Origin of the sequence: Microbacterium sp. EST19A (assembly GCF_019969685.1) — a bacterium.
Taxonomy (GTDB): domain Bacteria; phylum Actinomycetota; class Actinomycetes; order Actinomycetales; family Microbacteriaceae; genus Microbacterium.
Map to the genome: position 1 here is coordinate 150,960 of NZ_JAHXYZ010000002.1, position 17,028 is coordinate 167,987.

A 17,028-nucleotide genomic window follows, 5' to 3' on the forward strand; every position below is an offset into this window, starting at 1 on the left:
TGTGTCACCAGTCGATGGGACGAGTGCTGCCGACGAGGCAGCGCCCTTCTGCCAGCTGCGGCATCACCGCGGTGACCACTTGTCCGGTCGACGGTCCGACCTGTCCGATCAGGCACTCCTCGTCACCCCATCGCACGGAGAACAGCAGGCTCTCCGCGGTGTTGCCCACCGTGGACACGTCCTGCGTCACCTGCATGTCTGCGCGGTCGAAGCCCGCCCCGATGAGCGCGTCGATGTACGCACGACCCGCTCCGCGCTGCTCCGTCGCCCAGACAGCCTCGGAGACGCTCGTGAAGACCGGGAGGTTGTCTTCCGCGGTGCCGTCCGGCACCAGTTCCGGTTCGACGGGTGCGGTGGCGCCCGGTGACGGCGAGGCCTCAGCCGACGGCGTGGCGGAGACATCAGGACCCGGCCCGCAGGCGGAGAGCACGAGCAGCGCGGCGGCGAGAGCCACGAGGGAGGCGGCCGTACGCGGCGCCGCAGAGACCGGTCGACGAAGCACGTGCTGAGTCTACGTGCAGCCACCTCACGCATAGCCACGCCGACCGGTCTGGATCCGTTCGCGTCCGGGCCGTTCGCTCAGTGCATCGTGGCGGGTGCGCTGACGCTGCCGGCCGGGACTTCGGCCCAGGACATGTCGAGGTCGGACAGCTCGCCGTCGCCGTCCCCGGAATCCTGCGCATCCACGTCGTCGTCGGCATCCGGGCCGCCGTCCGAATCGGCCGCCCGCTGGTCCGGCGCAGATCCGGTGGCTCCGGCGTTGGCCGCCCGGCTGCGCGGCAGGAAGGCCGTCGTTCCCCAGCGCAGATCGTGTCCGATGGCCTCGGCGATGATGTCGACGCTCGTGCCCTGCTTGCCGTTGCTCTCCCAGGTGCGGATCCGGAGGCGGCCGGTGACGATGACGCTGTCACCGGTTCGCAGCGAGGCCTTGGCATGTTCGCCGAGCTGACGGAACGCCGCGACCGAGAACCAGTTCGTGTCGGAGTCGGTCCAGGTCTGCGTCGCGTTGTCGAATCGCCTATGCGTGCTGGCCAGCCGGAAGTTCGTGACCGGGTCGCCTCCCCCGGTCTGACCCTGCGTCGGGTCAGTGGCGACTCTTCCCACGATTGTCACGGTGTCGTTCATCTCAGTCCTCTCGATGCCGAGTCGATTGCTCGGATCGCTCCAGCGTGCCTCCTCTCCTCGAGTCTCGAACCCCGGAAAAACGCGAGCTGTGGAAGGAAATCGCAGATCCTCTCCCGTGCAGGAGCAGAGCCGACGCCTTCCCGCGGGCCCAGGCCGTCGGAATGTCGGTGGTCGGTCATATGTTCGAATCAGAAGGGAGTTCCGATGTCCGACAGCTTGACCACCTATCTGCCCGAGGTTCCGTATTCGACGCCTCGGCTCTCCTCCGCGCGCGAGCACCTCGTCCGGGCGGCCGACCACCTCTGGCGCGTGCAAGACCGCAGGGAGCGAGTGCTCGGTCACCTGCGCATCGTGGCCGACCCGCTGGGCCTCCGCTACCGCGCCGAGCGTCTGCACCTCGCGACGGGCACCTTCCGCCTCGTCGGAGAGTTCTGGCGCCCCGACGATGCGGTCGCCGCTCTCCGCTATTCGTAGGGACCGCAGCGTGCCCAGCTCCGGAGAGCGCCTGTACGCGATGCAAGCGTGGCACCGGCATCAGAACTTCACTCGGATGATCGAGTATCTCCGTGAGCACCCGTGTCGCGATTGTGGCGAACCCGACCCCGTGGTGCTCGACTTCGATCACATGCCCGAGCACGAGAAGCGGTTCGAGATCGCTCGGGCGGTCAATGCATCGACTCGCGCGTGGTCGACGATTCTTGGGGAGATCGCGAAGTGCGAGGTCGTGTGCGCGAATTGCCACCGAAGAAGGACGGCGCTCCGGGCCGGCAGCCGAAAGCATCTCGTCTCCCTCGGCCTCGAACCGCCGGCTCCCCCTCGCTTGCCTTCTCACCGTGTCGAGGTGGCTCACGGAGAAGGCGTGAAAGGGCGGCGAGGGTGCGCCTGCGAGCCCTGCCGCGAGCGACGCAACGCCTATTCACGAGAGATTCGCGCCGCGGCCGCTGCTCGGCGTCGTGCCGCGGCCGACGGCGGGACCGTCGGAGACTCTGGCGGAAGTTTCGCTAGTCTGGACACCGACCCCCAGTAGCTCAGTGGATAGAGCATCGATCTTCTAAGTCGCCGGTCGCAGGTTCGAACCCTGCCTGGGGGGCCAGGCCGATGTCGGGCCCGTCGATAGTATGGCGGAATGGTAACTGCGTCGGAGAACGATCGTCTCGTATGGATCGACTGCGAGATGACGGGGCTCGATCTCGCGGTCGACGAACTCGTCGAGATCGCCGTCGTGATCACCGATTTCGAGCTGCGCCCCATCGACCCGGGCTTTCAGATCGTGATCCGCCCGAACGACACGGCCCTCGCGCACATGAACGACTTCGTGACCAAGATGCACGAGACGTCCGGACTGATCAACGAGATCCCGCTCGGCGTCTCCCTGGAAGAGGCCGAGGCGCAGACGCTGGCGTACATCCGACGATTCGTGCCGCTCGAGCGCAAGGCACCCCTGGCGGGAAACACGATCGGCACCGATCGGATGTTCCTCGCGAAGTACATGCCGCAGGTCGATCAGTGGCTGCACTACCGCAACGTCGACGTGTCCAGCATCAAGGAGCTCTCGCGCCGGTGGTACCCCCGCGTGTTCTTCCAGGCGCCGTCGAAAGACGGTGGCCACCGTGCCCTCGCCGACATCCTCGAGTCGATCCGCGAGCTGCGCTACTACCGCGAGGCGGTCTTCGTCGATGAGCCCGGTCCTTCGAGCGATGAGGCGCGCGACATCGCCGCCCGCACCGTGTCGGAGTTCACCCCCAACATGTAATAGACTCATCTGGTTGCCCGCTCCGGTGGGCACATGGTGGGTATAGCTCAGCTGGTAGAGCGCTGGCTTGTGGTGCCGGATGTCGCGGGTTCGAGTCCCGTTACTCACCCCATCGAAGAGGCCCGAATCGTCAGGTTCGGGCCTCTTCTGCGTCTCGGCGCCCCCTCCCCTGAGCTCTAGACTGAGAGCGTGTCGCTCGCGGTCTGGTTCTCCCTCCTCACCGCCTCCGTCGTCATCAGCTTCACGCCGGGTGCCGGCGCGATCAACACGATGTCGAACGCTCTCAACCAGGGTTGGCGCCGCTCGATCTGGGGCATCGTCGGTCAGCAGATCGCGCTCATCGTCCACGTCGCGATCGTCGCGGCCGGTGTCGGACTCCTCGTCGCGCGCTCCGATTTCCTCTTCACGGCGATCCGGTACGCCGGCGCCGCGTATCTCGTGTTCCTCGGCATCCGCCTGATCCTGGCGAAGCCGTCCGAGATCCCGGATGACTCGGTGGCACCGGTCGACTCCCGGGAGAGTCACTGGTCGATGATCCGACGAGGGTTCTGGGTCAACCTGCTCAATCCGAAGGCGATCGTCTTCTTCCTCGCCTTCATCCCCCAGTTCATCCGGCTCGACGAGCCTCCCCTCCCGCAGTACCTCACTCTCATCGCGACGGTGATCATCGTCGATGTGATCGTCATGTGGGGATTCTTCGCCGCGGCCGCCCGCCCGTTCCGCCGCCTGACCCGCTCGGTGCGCGGCCAGCGCATCCTCAACGCCGTGTTCGGCGTGCTCTTCATCGCCGTGGCCGCGCTGCTCGTCTTCCTCCATTGACGCCGCCGTCCGGCTCGGCATCCGCCCCTAGGCTGGACACGATGGACATGGATGCCGCAGCCTTCGAGGCGCTCGTGATCGACGAGCTCGACCAGCTGCCCGACGATATGGTCGACGGGCTGGAGAACGTCGTGTTCGTCGTGGAGGATCGCCCGGAAGACGGCTCCCTCGATCTGCTCGGACTGTATGACGGGCTCGCTCTGACCGAACGCACCCAGTACGGCATGGGTGAGCTCCCCGACCGGATCGTGCTCTTCCGCGAGCCGCACCTGGCTCAGTGCGAGACCGAGTCGGAGCTTCGCGATGAGATCCACACCACCCTCGTTCACGAGATCGCGCATTTCTACGGTCTCGACGACGAGCAGTTGCACGAGATGGGCTGGGCATGAGCACCCCCATCGCGACCCCGGATCTCGAGGAGGTCACCGACCTCAGCGCCGCTCCCCTCGAACCCTGGGAGGTGGTCGTCTGGAACGACCCGGTGAACCTCATGAGCTACGTCGTCCGGGTGTTCCGCACGTACTTCGGGTATTCCGTCGAGCGCGCGACCGCCCTCATGCTCGCCGTCCATCAGGACGGACACGCGATCGTGGCGACCGGGCCCCGCGAGACGATGGAGGTCCACGCGCAGGCGATGCACGACTACGGGCTCTGGGCCACGGTGCGGAAGGCATCCCGATGAGCGCGCGCAACGTCGTCCTGTCCATCGCCGTCCTGGAGGGTGTTCATCTCGCACGGCTCGTGGACGACTTCCGTGACCTGCTCACCGAGCGCGAGACCGACGATTCCGCCGTCCGGCGTCTGACGCCCAGCGCGTATCCCGACGATCAGGACGCAGCCCGGGCCTTCGCCGAGAGCACCCGCGACGATCTCCTCGACCGCAGGCTCGCGGACGCGGTGACCGTCCGCACAGCACTCGCACCGTTCGACGTCGACGTGGAGCCGCTGTCCGAAGACGAGGCCTTGGCGCCTCGCGATCTCGTCATCGCCGAAGACGATCTCGACAGCTGGTTGCGCACACTCACCGCGATCCGACTGGTGATCGCCGATCGGCTCGGGATCACGGAGGACGACCAGACCGACGAAGATGGTCGAGGCGACATCTACGACTGGCTCGGCTATCGCCTCGAACTGCTGATCCAGGCGGCCGACGAGGTGGACGAGCGCCGAGGCCGATAGAGGCTAGGGAACGTCGACGACCCGCGTCGCAAGAGCCCGAGGGTCGTCCCGCTCCACGTGGATCTTCTCCTGCGCCGCCCACCGATCCCAATGCGGACAGTACGTCTCACCGTCACGGGCGAGCGCTCGTGCCTTGCGTGCGGTCTCGGCCGACTCGACCCAGACGCGCACGTCACCGAGCGCGGACGTCGATGGCGTGAGCAGCCCGCTGCCCTCGACGATGACACCGAGCGAGGGATCGACGGCGTGGCTCTCGGCTTCCGTCTCCCGCATCCAGTCCCACCGCTGCCAGGTGCCGAGATAACCGCGGCCATGCGGACGGAGAACCCCGTCGAGCGCCCGCTCGACACCGGCATCGAGACCGTCCCAGCCCGGATAGAGCGAATCCAGAGCGATCAACTGGACCCGACCGGCCAGCGGCCAACGGGACGCGAGCCGCGCGGCGAGAGACGACTTCCCCGCACCGCTCTGGCCATCGATCAGCACGACCGGATTCGCCGCCGACAGTGCGACGACATCCTGTGCGATCAGCGTCGCGGCGCGGTCGAGCGCTGTCGCGACCGGATCGTCACTTCTTGAGTGCACGGATGATGCGCGAGAGCGCCCGCCCGGTGACCCAGACGAACGGCACAGCCACAGCGAGCAGGGTGACGATGTTCGGCTCGAACCGCAGACCTTCCTCGCGACGCACGTACACGCCGACGGGGATCGAGACCCCACCGCCGCCACCGCCTTCGCCGCCTTCCGCACTGCCGCCGCCGAAGCCGGAGTAGGTGAGGGACACCGGAGTGATGCTCACCCCGTCGACGTCCTGCGGCTCACCGTACGCGCTCTTCACGCCGAAGGACGCGATCTGCTTTCCCAGTTCCAGTGCAATGTTCGGCATGGTCCCACGCTAGCCCACGAATCGCGCACGCGCGCGGTCAATCGATGCCGTGGGCCTTCGGGTGCTGTGCCGCACCGCGGCCGTCGCCACGACCGATATGGCGGGCCCGACTGATCGTGGCCGTGCCGAACCGCGCGACCGCCTCGTCGACGGCTCCCTCGACCTTGCGCCAGTCCTCGTCATCGTCCCAGAGCCCGAGGCCACCGCCGCCGGCGGGCCGCAGGTTCTCCGCGCGGACTCCCAGCAGCCGGACGGGATCGCGGCGCTCGATCTGCTCGAAGAGAGTCTGCGCGGCCTCCCCGATCCGCTGTCCGACGGCAGACGGCTCGCTCAGCGTCTGGGAGCGGTTCAGCGTGCGGAAGTCGTCGAAGCGCACCTTGATCGACACGGTCGCCGCTTCCCACTCGGCCCGTCGCAGCCGGGCGGCGACGCGGTCACCGAGCCGGAGCAGTTCCGCACGGAGGAACTGCCGGTCGAGGATGTCCTGGTCGAACGTCTCCTCATGGCCGATGCTCTTCTCGATGCGCTCGGTCTCGACCTCACGCGGGTCTTCGCCCCGTGCGAGCTGTGCGAGGCGACCGCTGAGCGCCGGACCGACCGCACGTTCGAGCATCTCGGGCGAGGACTCTCGGATGTCCTTGATGGTGCGGATGCCGCGGGCTTCCAGCGCCTCGGCGGCCTTCGGCCCCACTCCCCACATCGCCCGGACGGGTCGTGAAGCAAGGAAGTCGAGGGTGTCGGCGGCCGAGACCACCAGCATCCCGTCGGGCTTCGCGATGGTCGAGGCCATCTTCGCCACGTGCTTGGTGGCCGCGACACCCACGCTGCAGGTGATCCCCACCTCGTCGAGCACGCGCTCACGGATGAGGCCGGCGATCCGCGCGGGGCTCCCCCACAGGCGCCGGACGCCCTGCACATCGAGGAACGCCTCGTCGACGGACAGCGGCTCCACCAACGGCGTGAACGACTCGAAGATCGCCATCACCTGGCGCGAGACCTCCTGATACCGGTGGAAGTGCGGCAACACGATGCGTGCCGAGGGACAGAGCCGCAGCGCCTGCGCCACCGGCATCGCCGCGTGGACGCCGTAGCGCCGTGCCTCGTAGGAGGCGCTGGACACGACGGAACGGCCGTCGGGTGCGCCGATGATCAGCGGCAGCCCCCGCAGGCTCGGGTCATCGAGGACCTCGACGGCCGCATAGAACGCGTCCATGTCGACGTGCAGGATGCGGGTCCCGGTGTCGTCGGCGTCGGTGGCAGAGGTGATCTGCCCTCTGCCGTCGCCGTGTCCCATACGTCCATTCTCTCCCGGGCGTCGGACGTGGCGCCCGCGACAGGCTCGGGAGACCGTCAGGCCTCCCGAGCCTGTCGAGTGCTACTGCGCGGCGCGCTCGAGGATGAGCTCACGGACGCGTGCGGCGTCCGCCTGGCCCTTCATCGCCTTCATGACGGCGCCGATCACGGCTCCGGCGGCCTGCACCTTGCCGTCCTTGATCTTGGCGAGCACGTCGGGCTGCGCGGCGAAGGCCTCGTCGATCGCCGCGATCAGCGCGCCGTCGTCGGAGACGACGGCGAGGCCACGCGCGTCGATGACCTCCTGAGGAGTGCCCTCTCCCGCGATGACGCCTTCGAGCACCTGGCGTGCGAGCTTGTCGGTGAGCGTTCCCGCGTCGATGAGCTTCTGCAGCGCGACGACGTTCTCCGGGCTGATCAGCTCGGCCGCATCCTTCTCCTGGGCGTTCGCGAGGCGGGAGATCTCGCCGGTCCACCACTTGCGCGCCGACGCCGGGGTCGCGCCCGCGGCGATGGTCGCGGCGACCTCTTCGAGGACACCGTTGTTGCGCACGTCCTGGAACTCGAGGTCGGTGAAGCCCCACTCCGTCATAAGACGACGACGGCGGGCGACGGGCTGCTCGGGCAGGGCTGCACGCAGCTCTTCGATCAGCTCGGCGGCCGGCTCGACGGGGAGCAGGTCGGGCTCCGGGAAGTACCGGTAGTCGTCGGCATCCGACTTGGGACGACCCGGCGACGTCGTGCCGGTGTCCTCATGCCAGTGCCGCGTCTCCTGCGTGATCGACCCGCCGTCGGCGAGGATCTGCGCCTGGCGCTGGATCTCGTACTTGACGGCGCGCTCGACCGAGCGCATCGAGTTCACGTTCTTCGTCTCGGTGCGGGTGCCGAGCTTCTCGGTTCCGCGCGGACGGAGCGAGATGTTCGCATCGCAGCGCAGGTTGCCGCGCTCGAGACGGGCCTCGGAGATGCCGAGACCGCGGACGATGTCGCGGATCGTCTGAACGTACGCCTTGGCGACCTCAGGGGCGCGATGCTCGGTCCCGGTGATCACCTTCGTCACGATCTCGACCAGCGGAACGCCCGCGCGGTTGTAGTCGACGAGCGAGTACTCGGCCCCCTGGATGCGTCCGGTCGCCCCGCCCATGTGGGTGAGCTTGCCGGCGTCCTCCTCCATGTGCGCGCGCTCGATCGGGATCGTCACGACCGTGCCGTCTTCGAGCTCGACCTCGACCGACCCCTCATACGCGATCGGCTCGTCGTACTGCGAGATCTGGTAGTTCTTGCCGAGGTCCGGATAGAAGTAGTTCTTCCGCGCGAAGCGGCTCGACTCGGCGATCGAGCAGCCCAGCGCGAGGCCGAGGCTGATCGATGAGCGGATCGCCGTCTCGTTCACCACGGGCAGCGATCCCGGAAGGCCGAGGTCGACGGGAGCGATGAGGGTGTTCGGCTCGGCAGCGTGGTACTTCTCGTTCGCCGGGTTCGGCGCGTCCGAGAACATCTTGGTGTTCGTGTTGAGCTCGACGTGCACCTCGAAACCGAGGACGGGCTCGTACAGCTCGAGCGCCTTGTCGAAGTCCATGAGCTTGGCGGCGGCCATCAGCGGGTTCCTCCGGTCAGCTGGGGTGCGCGGGTGAGGAGCGGAGCACCCCAGGTGTCGAGCAGCACTGTCTCGAGTGCGGCACCGACCTTGTACAGGCGAGCGTCTTCGCGGGCAGGTGCGAGGAACTGGATGCCGACCGGCAGCCCGTCTTCCTCGGCGAGGCCGCTCGGGATCGAGATTCCCGGGACTCCGGCGAGGTTCGCCGGGATGGTCGTGACGTCGTTCAGGTACATCTGCAGCGGATCGTCGATCTTCTCGCCGATCTTGAACGCTGTGGTGGGCGCCGACGGCGTCGCGATGACGTCGACCTCGGCGAAGGCGTTCGCGAAGTCCTGCTGGATCAGCGTGCGCACCTTCTGCGCGCTGCCGTAGTAGGCGTCGTAGTAACCCGCCGAGAGGGCGTAGGTGCCGAGGATGATGCGGCGCTTGACCTCGTCGCCGAACCCGGCGTCACGCGTCGCCGACATGACGTCTTCGACGGTCGGGTTGCCGTCGGGAGTGACCCGCAGACCGAAGCGGACGGAGTCGAACTTCGCCAGGTTGCTGGAGGCCTCAGCCGGGAGGATCAGGTAGTACGCGGCGACGCCGTATTCGAAGTGCGGTGCGCCGATCTCGACGATCTCCGCACCCTGCGCCTCCATCAGCGCGAGCGCGCTGCGGAAGGATGCCGCGACGCCGGGCTGGAAGCCGCTGTCGGGCAGCTCCCGGATGACGCCGACCTTGAGCCCCTTGAGCACGTCGCCACGGGCACCCTCACGGGCGGCATCCGCGAACGAAGGCCACGCATCGCGCAGCGACGTGGAGTCCTTCGGGTCGTGTCCGCCGATCACATCGTGCAGGAGACCGGCGTCGAGCACCGTGCGGGTGACGGGGCCGACCTGGTCGAGGCTCGATGCCAGGGCGATCGCGCCGTAGCGGCTCACCCCTCCGTAGGTGGGCTTCACGCCGACCGTGCCCGTGACGTGCGCGGGCTGGCGGATCGAGCCGCCGGTGTCGGAGCCGAGGGCGAGCGGCGCCTCGAAGGCGGCGACAGCGGCAGCGGAGCCTCCGCCGGAGCCGCCGGGGATGCGGTCGAGGTCCCACGGGTTGCGGGTGGGACCGTATGCGGAGTGCTCCGTGGAGGAACCCATCGCGAACTCGTCCATGTTGGTCTTGCCGAGCGGGATGAGGCCGGCCGCACGTGAGCGGGCGACGACCGTCGCGTCGTACGGCGAACGGTAGCCCTCGAGGATGCGGGATCCGCTCGTGGTCGGCTGATCGTCGGTGACGAGCACGTCCTTGATCGCCAGCGGAACACCCGCGATCGGACCGAGCTGCTCGCCCGCTGCGCGCCGGGCATCGATGGCCTCGGCCGCCGCCAGAGCGCCCTCGTTCACGTGCAGGAAGGCGTGCACATCGCCGTCGACGGCCGCGATGCGGTCGAGGTGGGCCTGCGTGGCCTCCACGCTCGAGATCTCGCGGGCGGTGAGCTTCTCTGCAAGCTCCGCGGCGGTCAGGCGGATGATGTCGCTCACTGCTCTTCTCCCAGGATCGCGGTGACGCGGAAGCGGCCGTCGGCCGCATCCGGGGCGTTCTGCAGCACCTGCTCGTGCGTCAGGGTCTCGCCCACCACGTCGGGGCGGAAGACGTTGCTCAGCGGGATCGGATGACTCGTCGCGACGACGTCGGCGGTCGCGACCTCCGACACCTTGGCGATGTTGTCGACGATGGCGTCGAGCTGGCCGGTGAGCCGCGTCACCTCGTCGTCGTTCAGCTGGATACGCGCGAGCACGCCGAGATGGCGCACGAGATCAGGGGTGATTTCAGACACGTCCCCAGTCTAGTTGGCGTCCTCGTGCGTCCCATCCCTGAGGCGACCCCACGCCCCTATGCTGGGCACGTGAGCCAGTTCCAGCCTCCTCGCCCATGGGTCGCCAGCTACGCCGCCGGAGTCCCGGAAGACCTCGCACCCGTCGAGGGCTCGCTCATCGACATCGTCGCGGCATCCGCCAGGGACTATCCCGAGGCTCCTGCTCTCCAGTTCTTCGGCAGGGAGACGAGCTACGCCGAGCTCCAGGACGCGATCGATCGTGCCGCTGCGGGTCTTCGCGATCTGGGCGTGAAGGCGGGTGATCCGGTCGCGATCGTGCTGCCGAACTGCCCGCAGCACATCGTCGCGTTCTACGCCGTGCTCCGTCTCGGTGCCGTCGTGGTCGAACACAACCCGCTCTACACGCCGCGCGAGCTCCGCAAGCAGTTCGAGGACCACGGCGCGAAGCACGCGATCGTGTGGAACAAAGTCGTCGGCACTGTTCAGGAGTTCCCGACCGACCTCGCCGTCACGAACCTCATCTCGGTCGACGTGACGCGCGCGATGCCCTTCCTCACGCGCGTCGCGCTGCGGCTGCCGGTCGCCAAGGCCCGCGAGTCCCGGACGGCGCTCACCGAGAAGGTGCGCGGCACCGTGACATGGGATGCCCTCGTACGCTCCGAACCGATCGCGGCATCCCATCCGAAGCCGTCGACCGACGACCTGGCGATCATCCAGTACACCTCCGGGACCACCGGCACCCCGAAGGGCGCCTCGCTCACCCATCGGAATCTGCTCGCGAACGCCGCACAGGCGAAGGCCTGGGTGCCGTCGATCCAGCGCGGCAAGGGCTGCGTCGTCTACGCCGTGCTGCCGATGTTCCACGCCTACGGGCTCACGCTGTGCCTGACCTTCGCGATGTCGATGGGCGCCCGCCTCGTGCTGTTCCCGAAGTTCGACCCCGACCTCGTGCTCGACGTGATGAAGAAGCACCCCGCCACCTTCCTGCCGCTGGTCCCGCCCATCGCCGACCGGCTGCTCGCCGCCGCCCGGTCCAAGGGCGTGTCGCTGGACGGGATCGAGGTCGCGATCTCCGGTGCGATGGCGCTGCCGCACGAACTCGTGGTGCCCTTCGAGGAGGCCACGCACGGCTACCTCGTCGAGGGCTACGGGCTGAGCGAGTGCTCGCCCGTGCTGATGGCCAATCCGGTCGCCGCGCACCGCGTGCCCGGCACGGTCGGGCTGCCGCTGCCCGGCACCGAATGCCGTGTCGTCGACCCGGAGAACCCGACGGCAGACGTGCCGGACGGGTCTCCCGGTGAGCTCGTGGTGCGTGGGCCGCAGGTCTTCTCGGGCTACTACGGCAAGCCGGAGGAGACGGACGCGGTGTTCGTCGACGGGTGGTTCCGCACCGGCGACATCGTCAGGATCGACGAAGAGGGCTTCATCCGGATCGTCGATCGCATCAAGGAGCTCATCATCACCGGCGGCTTCAACGTCGCACCGACCGAGGTCGAGAACGCCCTGCGTCAGCATCCTCAGGTGGCGGATGCCGCGGTCGTGGGTCTTCCGAGCGAGCACTCCGGCGAAGAGGTCGTCGCGGCGATCGTCGTCGACAGCGAGGCCGACGTGGACGTCGAGGCGATCCGCGAGTTCGCGCGCAGCATCCTCACGCCGTACAAGGTGCCGCGGCGCATCTTCGTGGTGGACGAACTGCCGAAGTCGCTGATCGGAAAGGTCCTCCGCCGGCAGGTGAAGGAGAAGCTGGTCGCGCTGACGACGGGCTCCTGAGGACGCCCTCACAGGCGGTGACAGCGCCGGGGCGCTACCCTTGGGAAGTGACTCCTGAAGATGCAGTGCTGACCGACGCCCCCGAGGACTCCCCCGCGACCCCCGGATTCGAGGAACTCGGCATCACCGGGCCCGTCCTCAAAGCCATCAAGGATCTCGGCTACGAGACGCCTTCGCCGATCCAGGCCGCGACCATCCCGACTCTCCTGTCGGGTCGCGACGTGGTGGGACAAGCGCAGACCGGAACGGGTAAGACCGCGGCCTTCGCGCTCCCCGTGCTGGAGCGCCTCGACGTTTCCCAGAAGATCCCGCAGGCTCTCGTGCTGGCGCCGACGCGCGAGCTCGCCCTGCAGGTGTGCGAGGCGTTCGAGTCGTACGCCTCGAAGATGAAGGGCGTCCACGTCCTCCCCGTGTACGGCGGCCAGGGCTACGGCGTGCAGCTGTCCGCGCTTCGTCGCGGTGTGCACGTGATCGTCGGCACCCCCGGTCGCATCATGGATCACCTCGCGAAGGGCACCCTCGACCTCTCCGAACTCAAGTACCTCGTACTCGACGAGGCCGACGAGATGCTGAAGATGGGCTTCGCCGAGGACGTGGAGCAGATCCTCGCGCAGACCCCGTCCGAGAAGCAGGTCGCCCTCTTCTCGGCGACCATGCCGCCGCAGATCCGCCGCCTCGCGCAGAAGTACCTGAGCGATCCGGAAGAGATCAGCATCAAGTCGAAGACCGCGACCGGCACGAACATCACGCAGCGCTACCTCGTGGTGTCGTACGCGCAGAAGGTGGACGCGCTCACCCGCATCCTCGAAGTCGAGAACTTCGACGGCATGATCGTCTTCGTCCGCACGAAGAACGAGACCGAGACGCTCGCCGAGAAGCTCCGTGCCCGCGGCTACTCGGCCGCAGCCATCAACGGTGACGTCGCCCAGGTGCAGCGCGAGCGCAGCGTCAACCAGCTGAAGGACGGCAAGCTCGACATCCTCGTCGCCACCGATGTCGCTGCCCGCGGCCTCGACGTCGAGCGCATCAGCCACGTCATCAACTTCGACATCCCCACCGACACCGAGTCGTACGTGCACCGCATCGGTCGCACCGGACGCGCCGGACGCTCGGGCGATGCCATCAGCTTCATCACGCCGCGCGAGCGCTACCTGCTCAAGCACATCGAGAAGGCGACCCGGCAGCAGCCGGCGCAGATGGAACTCCCGAGCACGGAAGACGTGAACACGACGCGCCTCAACCGCTTCGACGACGCGATCACCACCGCGCTGTCCGAGACCGGTCGCATCGAGGCGTTCCGCGACATCGTCGCCCACTACGTGCGTCACCACGATGTTCCCGAGGGCGACGTGGCCGCCGCCCTGGCCGTCGTCGCGCAGGGCGACAAGCCGCTGCTCCTCGACCCCGCCAACGATCCGCTGAGCAAGGCGGTGGAGGCGGACAACCGACCGCCGCGCGAGCGCGGAACCCGTGACGCCCGCGAGCCGCGCACCGAACGTCGTGGCCGTGGCGACTACACGGCGTACCGCATCGAGGTCGGCCGTCGTCACCGCGTCGAGCCGCGTCAGATCGTCGGTGCTCTCGCCAACGAGGGCGGCCTCGGTCGCGATGACTTCGGCGTGATCAACATCCGTCCCGACTTCTCGACCGTCGAACTGCCGGCGAACCTCAGCTCTGCGGTGCTCGAGAAGCTGCGCGACACCCGCATCTCCGGCCGCTTGATCGAGATCAAGCCCGACCGCGGTCCCGGTGCCCGCCGCAGCGGCCCGCGCGACGGTGACGACCGCGGCGATCGGTTCGAGCGTCGCGACCGTCCGGAGCGCCGCGACGAGCGACCGGCGCGCAACGGCGACCGCGACGAGAAGCCGTTCCGCAAGCCGCGGCACAAGGGCTGACGAAGAACTCTCGCAGAACGACACGAACCTCGCAGGAATCCCCCGGGATCTCTGCGAGGTTCGTGTCGTTCTGCGAGGTTTCGGCTGCGCCCCGGACGTTCAGACGGATTCGCGCGCGAGCTGTGCGGCGATGTCGATCAACGGCTCAGGGTGCGCGAGGAGCGCCCGTTGCTCGGGGTTGGCGATGAGGTGCGCGAGCAGGCGATGCGCGCCGTCCACGGTCGGACCCCAGTAGCCCCCGACGTGATGGCGACTCAGCGGCGTCACGCGAGGCTCCCCGTCGACGACGAGCGTCACCGACCCGTCGTCGGGGTCGACGCCCAGGTCGGACAGCGAGATCGCCGTCAACGCCCCGAGCACGATGGTGCCCACGAGCCCCGGCAACCGGAACCTCGTGGTCGGCACCTCGAGCGTGATGCTGTCGAGCCCTCCCCACGTCACGATGCCGCGATTCTCCACTCCCGCCCGAAGGATCACCGCATCCGGCGTCAGCCGCAGGTGATTCCGGCCGGGGTCGCCGACGGCCAGAGCATCGGGGACGGCGATCAGCGGTCCATAGCGCTTCATGCGAGGGCGTCGGGCCCTTCGGTCACGAGGATGTGGAACTGCGCGGCGTCGAGGATGCGGATGCCGAGTTCCTCGGCCTTCGCGAGCTTGGAGCCCGCACCCGGTCCGGCCGCCACGAAGTCCGTCTTCTTCGACACGCTCGAGGCCGCCTTGCCGCCCGCCGTGATGATGGCCTCCTGCGCCCCGTCGCGGGTATACCCGTCGAGAGACCCGGTGGCGACGATCGTGAGGCCTTCGAGCACCCCGCCCGCCGCGATCGCACCGCCAGGACCCGGGTGCCCGGGCGTCGCCCACTGCACGCCCGCCTCCGTCCAGCGCTGCACGATCTCCTGGTGCCAGTCGATCTCGAACCACGCGAGGAGCGAGTCGGCGATGATGCCGCCGACGCCCTCGACCGATGCGAGCTCATCGCGCGATGCCGCGCGGATGGCTTCGAGTGAGCCGAACCACTGCGCCAGTGCCCGAGCCGCGGACGGACCGACGTGACGGATGTTCAGCGACACGAGCAGGCGCCAGAGGTCTTTGGTCTTCGCCTTCTCGAGTTCGGCGAGGAGCGTGATGGCCTGGGACGACGGCTGAGGCCCCTCGACGCCCTTCTTCTTCTCGGCGGCCGTCGGATTCCGTCGGAACGGCGCCCGCGTCTTGACGAGTCCGTCTTCGTCTTCCTTGGGGAGTCCGGTCTCGGCGTCGCGCACGAAGAGCTCGATCGGCACGAGCTGCTCGATCGTCAGGGCGAAGAGTCCGGCCTCGGTCTGCAGCGGCGGCACCTCGGGCGAGGTCGGCTGGGTCAGCGCCGCGGCCGTCACCTCGCCGAGTGCCTCGACATCGAGAGCTCCGCGCGACCCGATGTGCTCGACGCGTCCGCGCACCTGTGCAGGGCACGATCGGGCGTTCGGGCAGCGGAGGTCGATGTCGCCCTCTTTCATGGGGCGCAGGGGCGTGCCGCACTCCGGGCATTCGACCGGCATGACGAACTCGCGCTCTGTGCCGTCGCGCTTCTCGACCACCGGGCCGAGGACCTCGGGGATGACGTCGCCCGCTTTCCGCAGCACGACGGTGTCGCCGATGAGCACGCCCTTCGCTTTCACCACGTCTTTGTTGTGCAGGGTCGCCTGCCGCACGACCGAACCCGCGACCTGCGCCGGGGCCATCACCGCGAACGGGGTCGCGCGACCGGTGCGACCGACCGAGACGACGATGTCGAGCAGCTTCGTCTGCACCTCTTCGGGCGGGTACTTGTAGGCGATCGCCCAGCGCGGCGCGCGACTGGTCGCTCCGAGCTCATCGTGCAGCTCGAGCTCGTCGACCTTCACGACGATCCCGTCGAGCTCGTGCTCGATGTCGTGCCGGTGCTCGCCGAAGTACTCCACGAACGCGGCGACCTCGTCGATCGACGCGCAGACCTTGGTGTGCGGGCTCGTCGGGAGGCCCCATCCGGCCAGGAGCTCGTAGACCTCGCTCTGGGCTTCGACCGGCGGGTTCGTCCAGGCGCCGACGCCGTGCACGTAGAGGGCGAGCGATTCGATGCGCAGGAGACCGGCCTCGAGCTCGAGGCCGTCTTTCTTGTCGATCTGCTGGCGGAGACCGCCGCTCGCCGCATTGCGCGGGTTCGCGAACGAGGGGAATCGCCGTGCGGCGGCGGTGCGGGCCTTCTCTTCCTCGAACGGCTTCTTCGCGCCGCCACGGGCCTCCCAGCGCGCGAGGGCGTCGGTGTAGGCGCGCTCGCGGAACGCCGCCTGCGCGGCGTTGAGACGTTCGAACGCGGCGACGGGGATGAACACCTCTCCGCGGACCTCGACGATCGTCGGGTGCCCCTCGCCGGTGAGGCGTGCGGGGATCTCGGGCAGCCGCAGCGCGTTCTCCGTGACGATCTCTCCGACGCGCCCGTCGCCCCGGGTGGCAGCCGAGGTGAGCACGCCGTTCTCGTAGCGCAGGTTGATCGCGAGTCCGTCGATCTTCAGCTCGGTGAGCCAGGCCACCTGACGCCCAGCCGACGCCTGCGTCTTCGCGGCCCACTCCCTCAGCTCCTCGATCGAGAAGACGTTGTCGAGGCTCAGCATGCGCTCGGCGTGCTCGATCGTCGCGAGGCCGGTCGCCTCGGCGGCACCGACCATCTGCGTCGGGGAATCCTGACCCTGCAGCTCGGGATGCAGACGCTCGAGCTCTTCGAGGCGATGCATCCACCCGTCATACGTGAAGTCGTCGACCACCGAGGTGTCGCGCCCGTAATAGGCGTCTTTCGCCTCGAGGATGCGAGTGGTCAGCTCTTCGGCTTCGGTTCGGGCGTCTTCCAGCGAGATGTTCTCCGGCACCCCGCCAGTCTAGGAGCGG

General features: G+C 68.3%; 18 protein-coding genes and 2 tRNA genes. 10 read left to right on the forward strand and 10 right to left on the reverse strand.

Annotated elements, in window-relative coordinates; translation table 11 throughout:
* Positions 1–4: 4 nt before the first annotated feature.
* Both LC452_RS10700 and LC452_RS10705 read right to left on the reverse strand, forming a co-directional pair.
* Entirely contained in the window at positions 5–502 is a 498-nt protein-coding gene (locus tag LC452_RS10700) for a hypothetical protein (protein WP_223625010.1), read from the reverse strand.
* A gap of 77 nt (positions 503–579) precedes the next feature.
* On the reverse strand, positions 580–1,125 hold the full coding sequence (locus tag LC452_RS10705) for a single-stranded DNA-binding protein (protein ID WP_223625012.1): 546 nt from the start codon (positions 1,123–1,125) through the stop codon (positions 580–582).
* A 204-nt stretch (positions 1,126–1,329) separates the two neighbouring features.
* Here LC452_RS10705 and LC452_RS10710 point away from each other — a divergent pair, with 204 nt between their 5' ends.
* From LC452_RS10710 to LC452_RS10745, 8 genes are all read left to right on the forward strand, one after another.
* Complete coding sequence (locus LC452_RS10710) at positions 1,330–1,599, forward strand: hypothetical protein (protein WP_223625014.1); 270 nt, start codon at positions 1,330–1,332, stop codon at positions 1,597–1,599.
* A 543-nt stretch (positions 1,600–2,142) separates the two neighbouring features.
* Positions 2,143–2,218, forward strand: a tRNA-Arg gene (locus LC452_RS10715).
* A 33-nt stretch (positions 2,219–2,251) separates the two neighbouring features.
* The gene (gene orn, locus LC452_RS10720; RefSeq protein ID WP_223625017.1) at positions 2,252–2,878 is read left to right on the forward strand and encodes an oligoribonuclease; all 627 of its coding nucleotides are present in this window, start codon (positions 2,252–2,254) and stop codon (positions 2,876–2,878) included.
* A gap of 36 nt (positions 2,879–2,914) precedes the next feature.
* Positions 2,915–2,990 (forward strand) — tRNA-His (locus LC452_RS10725).
* Between the two features lie 77 nt (positions 2,991–3,067).
* Complete coding sequence (locus LC452_RS10730; protein ID WP_223625019.1) at positions 3,068–3,697, forward strand: LysE family transporter; 630 nt, start codon at positions 3,068–3,070, stop codon at positions 3,695–3,697.
* A 41-nt stretch (positions 3,698–3,738) separates the two neighbouring features.
* On the forward strand, positions 3,739–4,086 hold the full coding sequence (locus tag LC452_RS10735; protein WP_223625021.1) for a metallopeptidase family protein: 348 nt from the start codon (positions 3,739–3,741) through the stop codon (positions 4,084–4,086).
* Positions 4,083–4,379 (forward strand): ATP-dependent Clp protease adapter ClpS, encoded by a 297-nt coding sequence (gene clpS / locus LC452_RS10740; protein WP_223625023.1) that lies wholly within the window; start codon positions 4,083–4,085, stop codon positions 4,377–4,379. The genes LC452_RS10735 and clpS overlap by 4 nt, the downstream gene beginning before the upstream one ends.
* Complete coding sequence (locus LC452_RS10745) at positions 4,376–4,876, forward strand: DUF2017 family protein (protein ID WP_223625025.1); 501 nt, start codon at positions 4,376–4,378, stop codon at positions 4,874–4,876. Before clpS ends, LC452_RS10745 begins: the two co-directional genes overlap by 4 nt.
* Before the next feature lie 3 nt (positions 4,877–4,879).
* On the opposite strand, the gene LC452_RS10750 is transcribed toward LC452_RS10745, so the two are convergent.
* The 6 genes from LC452_RS10750 to gatC form a co-directional block, all read right to left on the reverse strand.
* A complete protein-coding gene (locus LC452_RS10750) occupies positions 4,880–5,461 on the reverse strand; it encodes a hypothetical protein (RefSeq protein WP_223625027.1) in 582 nt (193 codons plus the stop codon).
* On the reverse strand, positions 5,445–5,762 hold the full coding sequence (locus LC452_RS10755) for a hypothetical protein (protein ID WP_116635034.1): 318 nt from the start codon (positions 5,760–5,762) through the stop codon (positions 5,445–5,447). Before LC452_RS10755 ends, LC452_RS10750 begins: the two co-directional genes overlap by 17 nt.
* Positions 5,763–5,799: 37 nt before the next feature.
* On the reverse strand, positions 5,800–7,056 hold the full coding sequence (gene dinB / locus LC452_RS10760) for a DNA polymerase IV (protein ID WP_223625029.1): 1,257 nt from the start codon (positions 7,054–7,056) through the stop codon (positions 5,800–5,802).
* 81 nt (positions 7,057–7,137) lie between these two features.
* A complete protein-coding gene (gene gatB, locus LC452_RS10765; protein WP_223625031.1) occupies positions 7,138–8,652 on the reverse strand; it encodes an Asp-tRNA(Asn)/Glu-tRNA(Gln) amidotransferase subunit GatB in 1,515 nt (504 codons plus the stop codon).
* Positions 8,652–10,169, reverse strand: coding sequence for an Asp-tRNA(Asn)/Glu-tRNA(Gln) amidotransferase subunit GatA (gatA, locus tag LC452_RS10770; RefSeq protein ID WP_223625033.1), 1,518 nt, complete (start codon positions 10,167–10,169; stop codon positions 8,652–8,654). Before gatA ends, gatB begins: the two co-directional genes overlap by 1 nt.
* Positions 10,166–10,465, reverse strand: coding sequence for an Asp-tRNA(Asn)/Glu-tRNA(Gln) amidotransferase subunit GatC (gene gatC, locus LC452_RS10775; protein WP_136054997.1), 300 nt, complete (start codon positions 10,463–10,465; stop codon positions 10,166–10,168). The genes gatA and gatC overlap by 4 nt, the downstream gene beginning before the upstream one ends.
* Before the next feature lie 69 nt (positions 10,466–10,534).
* Here gatC and LC452_RS10780 point away from each other — a divergent pair, with 69 nt between their 5' ends.
* Positions 10,535–12,235: a long-chain-fatty-acid--CoA ligase gene (locus LC452_RS10780; RefSeq protein WP_223625035.1), complete on the forward strand. Its 1,701-nt coding sequence runs from the start codon at positions 10,535–10,537 to the stop codon at positions 12,233–12,235.
* A 47-nt stretch (positions 12,236–12,282) separates the two neighbouring features.
* Positions 12,283–14,130: a DEAD/DEAH box helicase gene (locus LC452_RS10785; RefSeq protein WP_374197770.1), complete on the forward strand. Its 1,848-nt coding sequence runs from the start codon at positions 12,283–12,285 to the stop codon at positions 14,128–14,130.
* A 99-nt stretch (positions 14,131–14,229) separates the two neighbouring features.
* Here the strand turns inward: LC452_RS10785 and LC452_RS10790 are convergent, their stop codons facing one another.
* On the reverse strand, positions 14,230–14,697 hold the full coding sequence (locus LC452_RS10790) for a hypothetical protein (RefSeq protein WP_223625037.1): 468 nt from the start codon (positions 14,695–14,697) through the stop codon (positions 14,230–14,232).
* Positions 14,694–17,009 (reverse strand): NAD-dependent DNA ligase LigA, encoded by a 2,316-nt coding sequence (ligA, locus tag LC452_RS10795; protein ID WP_223625040.1) that lies wholly within the window; start codon positions 17,007–17,009, stop codon positions 14,694–14,696. Before ligA ends, LC452_RS10790 begins: the two co-directional genes overlap by 4 nt.
* Positions 17,010–17,028: the final 19 nt, after the last annotated feature.

Bases quoted from the DNA above. Each gene is read 5' to 3' on its own strand.
- LC452_RS10735 (WP_223625021.1), top strand. From the start codon at position 3,739: ATGGACATGGATGCCGCAGCCTTCGAGGCGCTCGTGATCGACGAGCTC.
- LC452_RS10705 (WP_223625012.1), bottom strand. From the start codon at position 1,125: ATGAACGACACCGTGACAATCGTGGGAAGAGTCGCCACTGACCCGACG.
- dinB (WP_223625029.1), bottom strand. From the start codon at position 7,056: ATGGGACACGGCGACGGCAGAGGGCAGATCACCTCTGCCACCGACGCC.
- LC452_RS10790 (WP_223625037.1), bottom strand. From the start codon at position 14,697: ATGAAGCGCTATGGACCGCTGATCGCCGTCCCCGATGCTCTGGCCGTC.
- gatB (WP_223625031.1), bottom strand. From the start codon at position 8,652: ATGGCCGCCGCCAAGCTCATGGACTTCGACAAGGCGCTCGAGCTGTAC.
- orn (WP_223625017.1), top strand. From the start codon at position 2,252: ATGGTAACTGCGTCGGAGAACGATCGTCTCGTATGGATCGACTGCGAG.
- clpS (WP_223625023.1), top strand. From the start codon at position 4,083: ATGAGCACCCCCATCGCGACCCCGGATCTCGAGGAGGTCACCGACCTC.
- LC452_RS10755 (WP_116635034.1), bottom strand. From the start codon at position 5,762: ATGCCGAACATTGCACTGGAACTGGGAAAGCAGATCGCGTCCTTCGGC.
- LC452_RS10745 (WP_223625025.1), top strand. From the start codon at position 4,376: ATGAGCGCGCGCAACGTCGTCCTGTCCATCGCCGTCCTGGAGGGTGTT.
- LC452_RS10710 (WP_223625014.1), top strand. From the start codon at position 1,330: ATGTCCGACAGCTTGACCACCTATCTGCCCGAGGTTCCGTATTCGACG.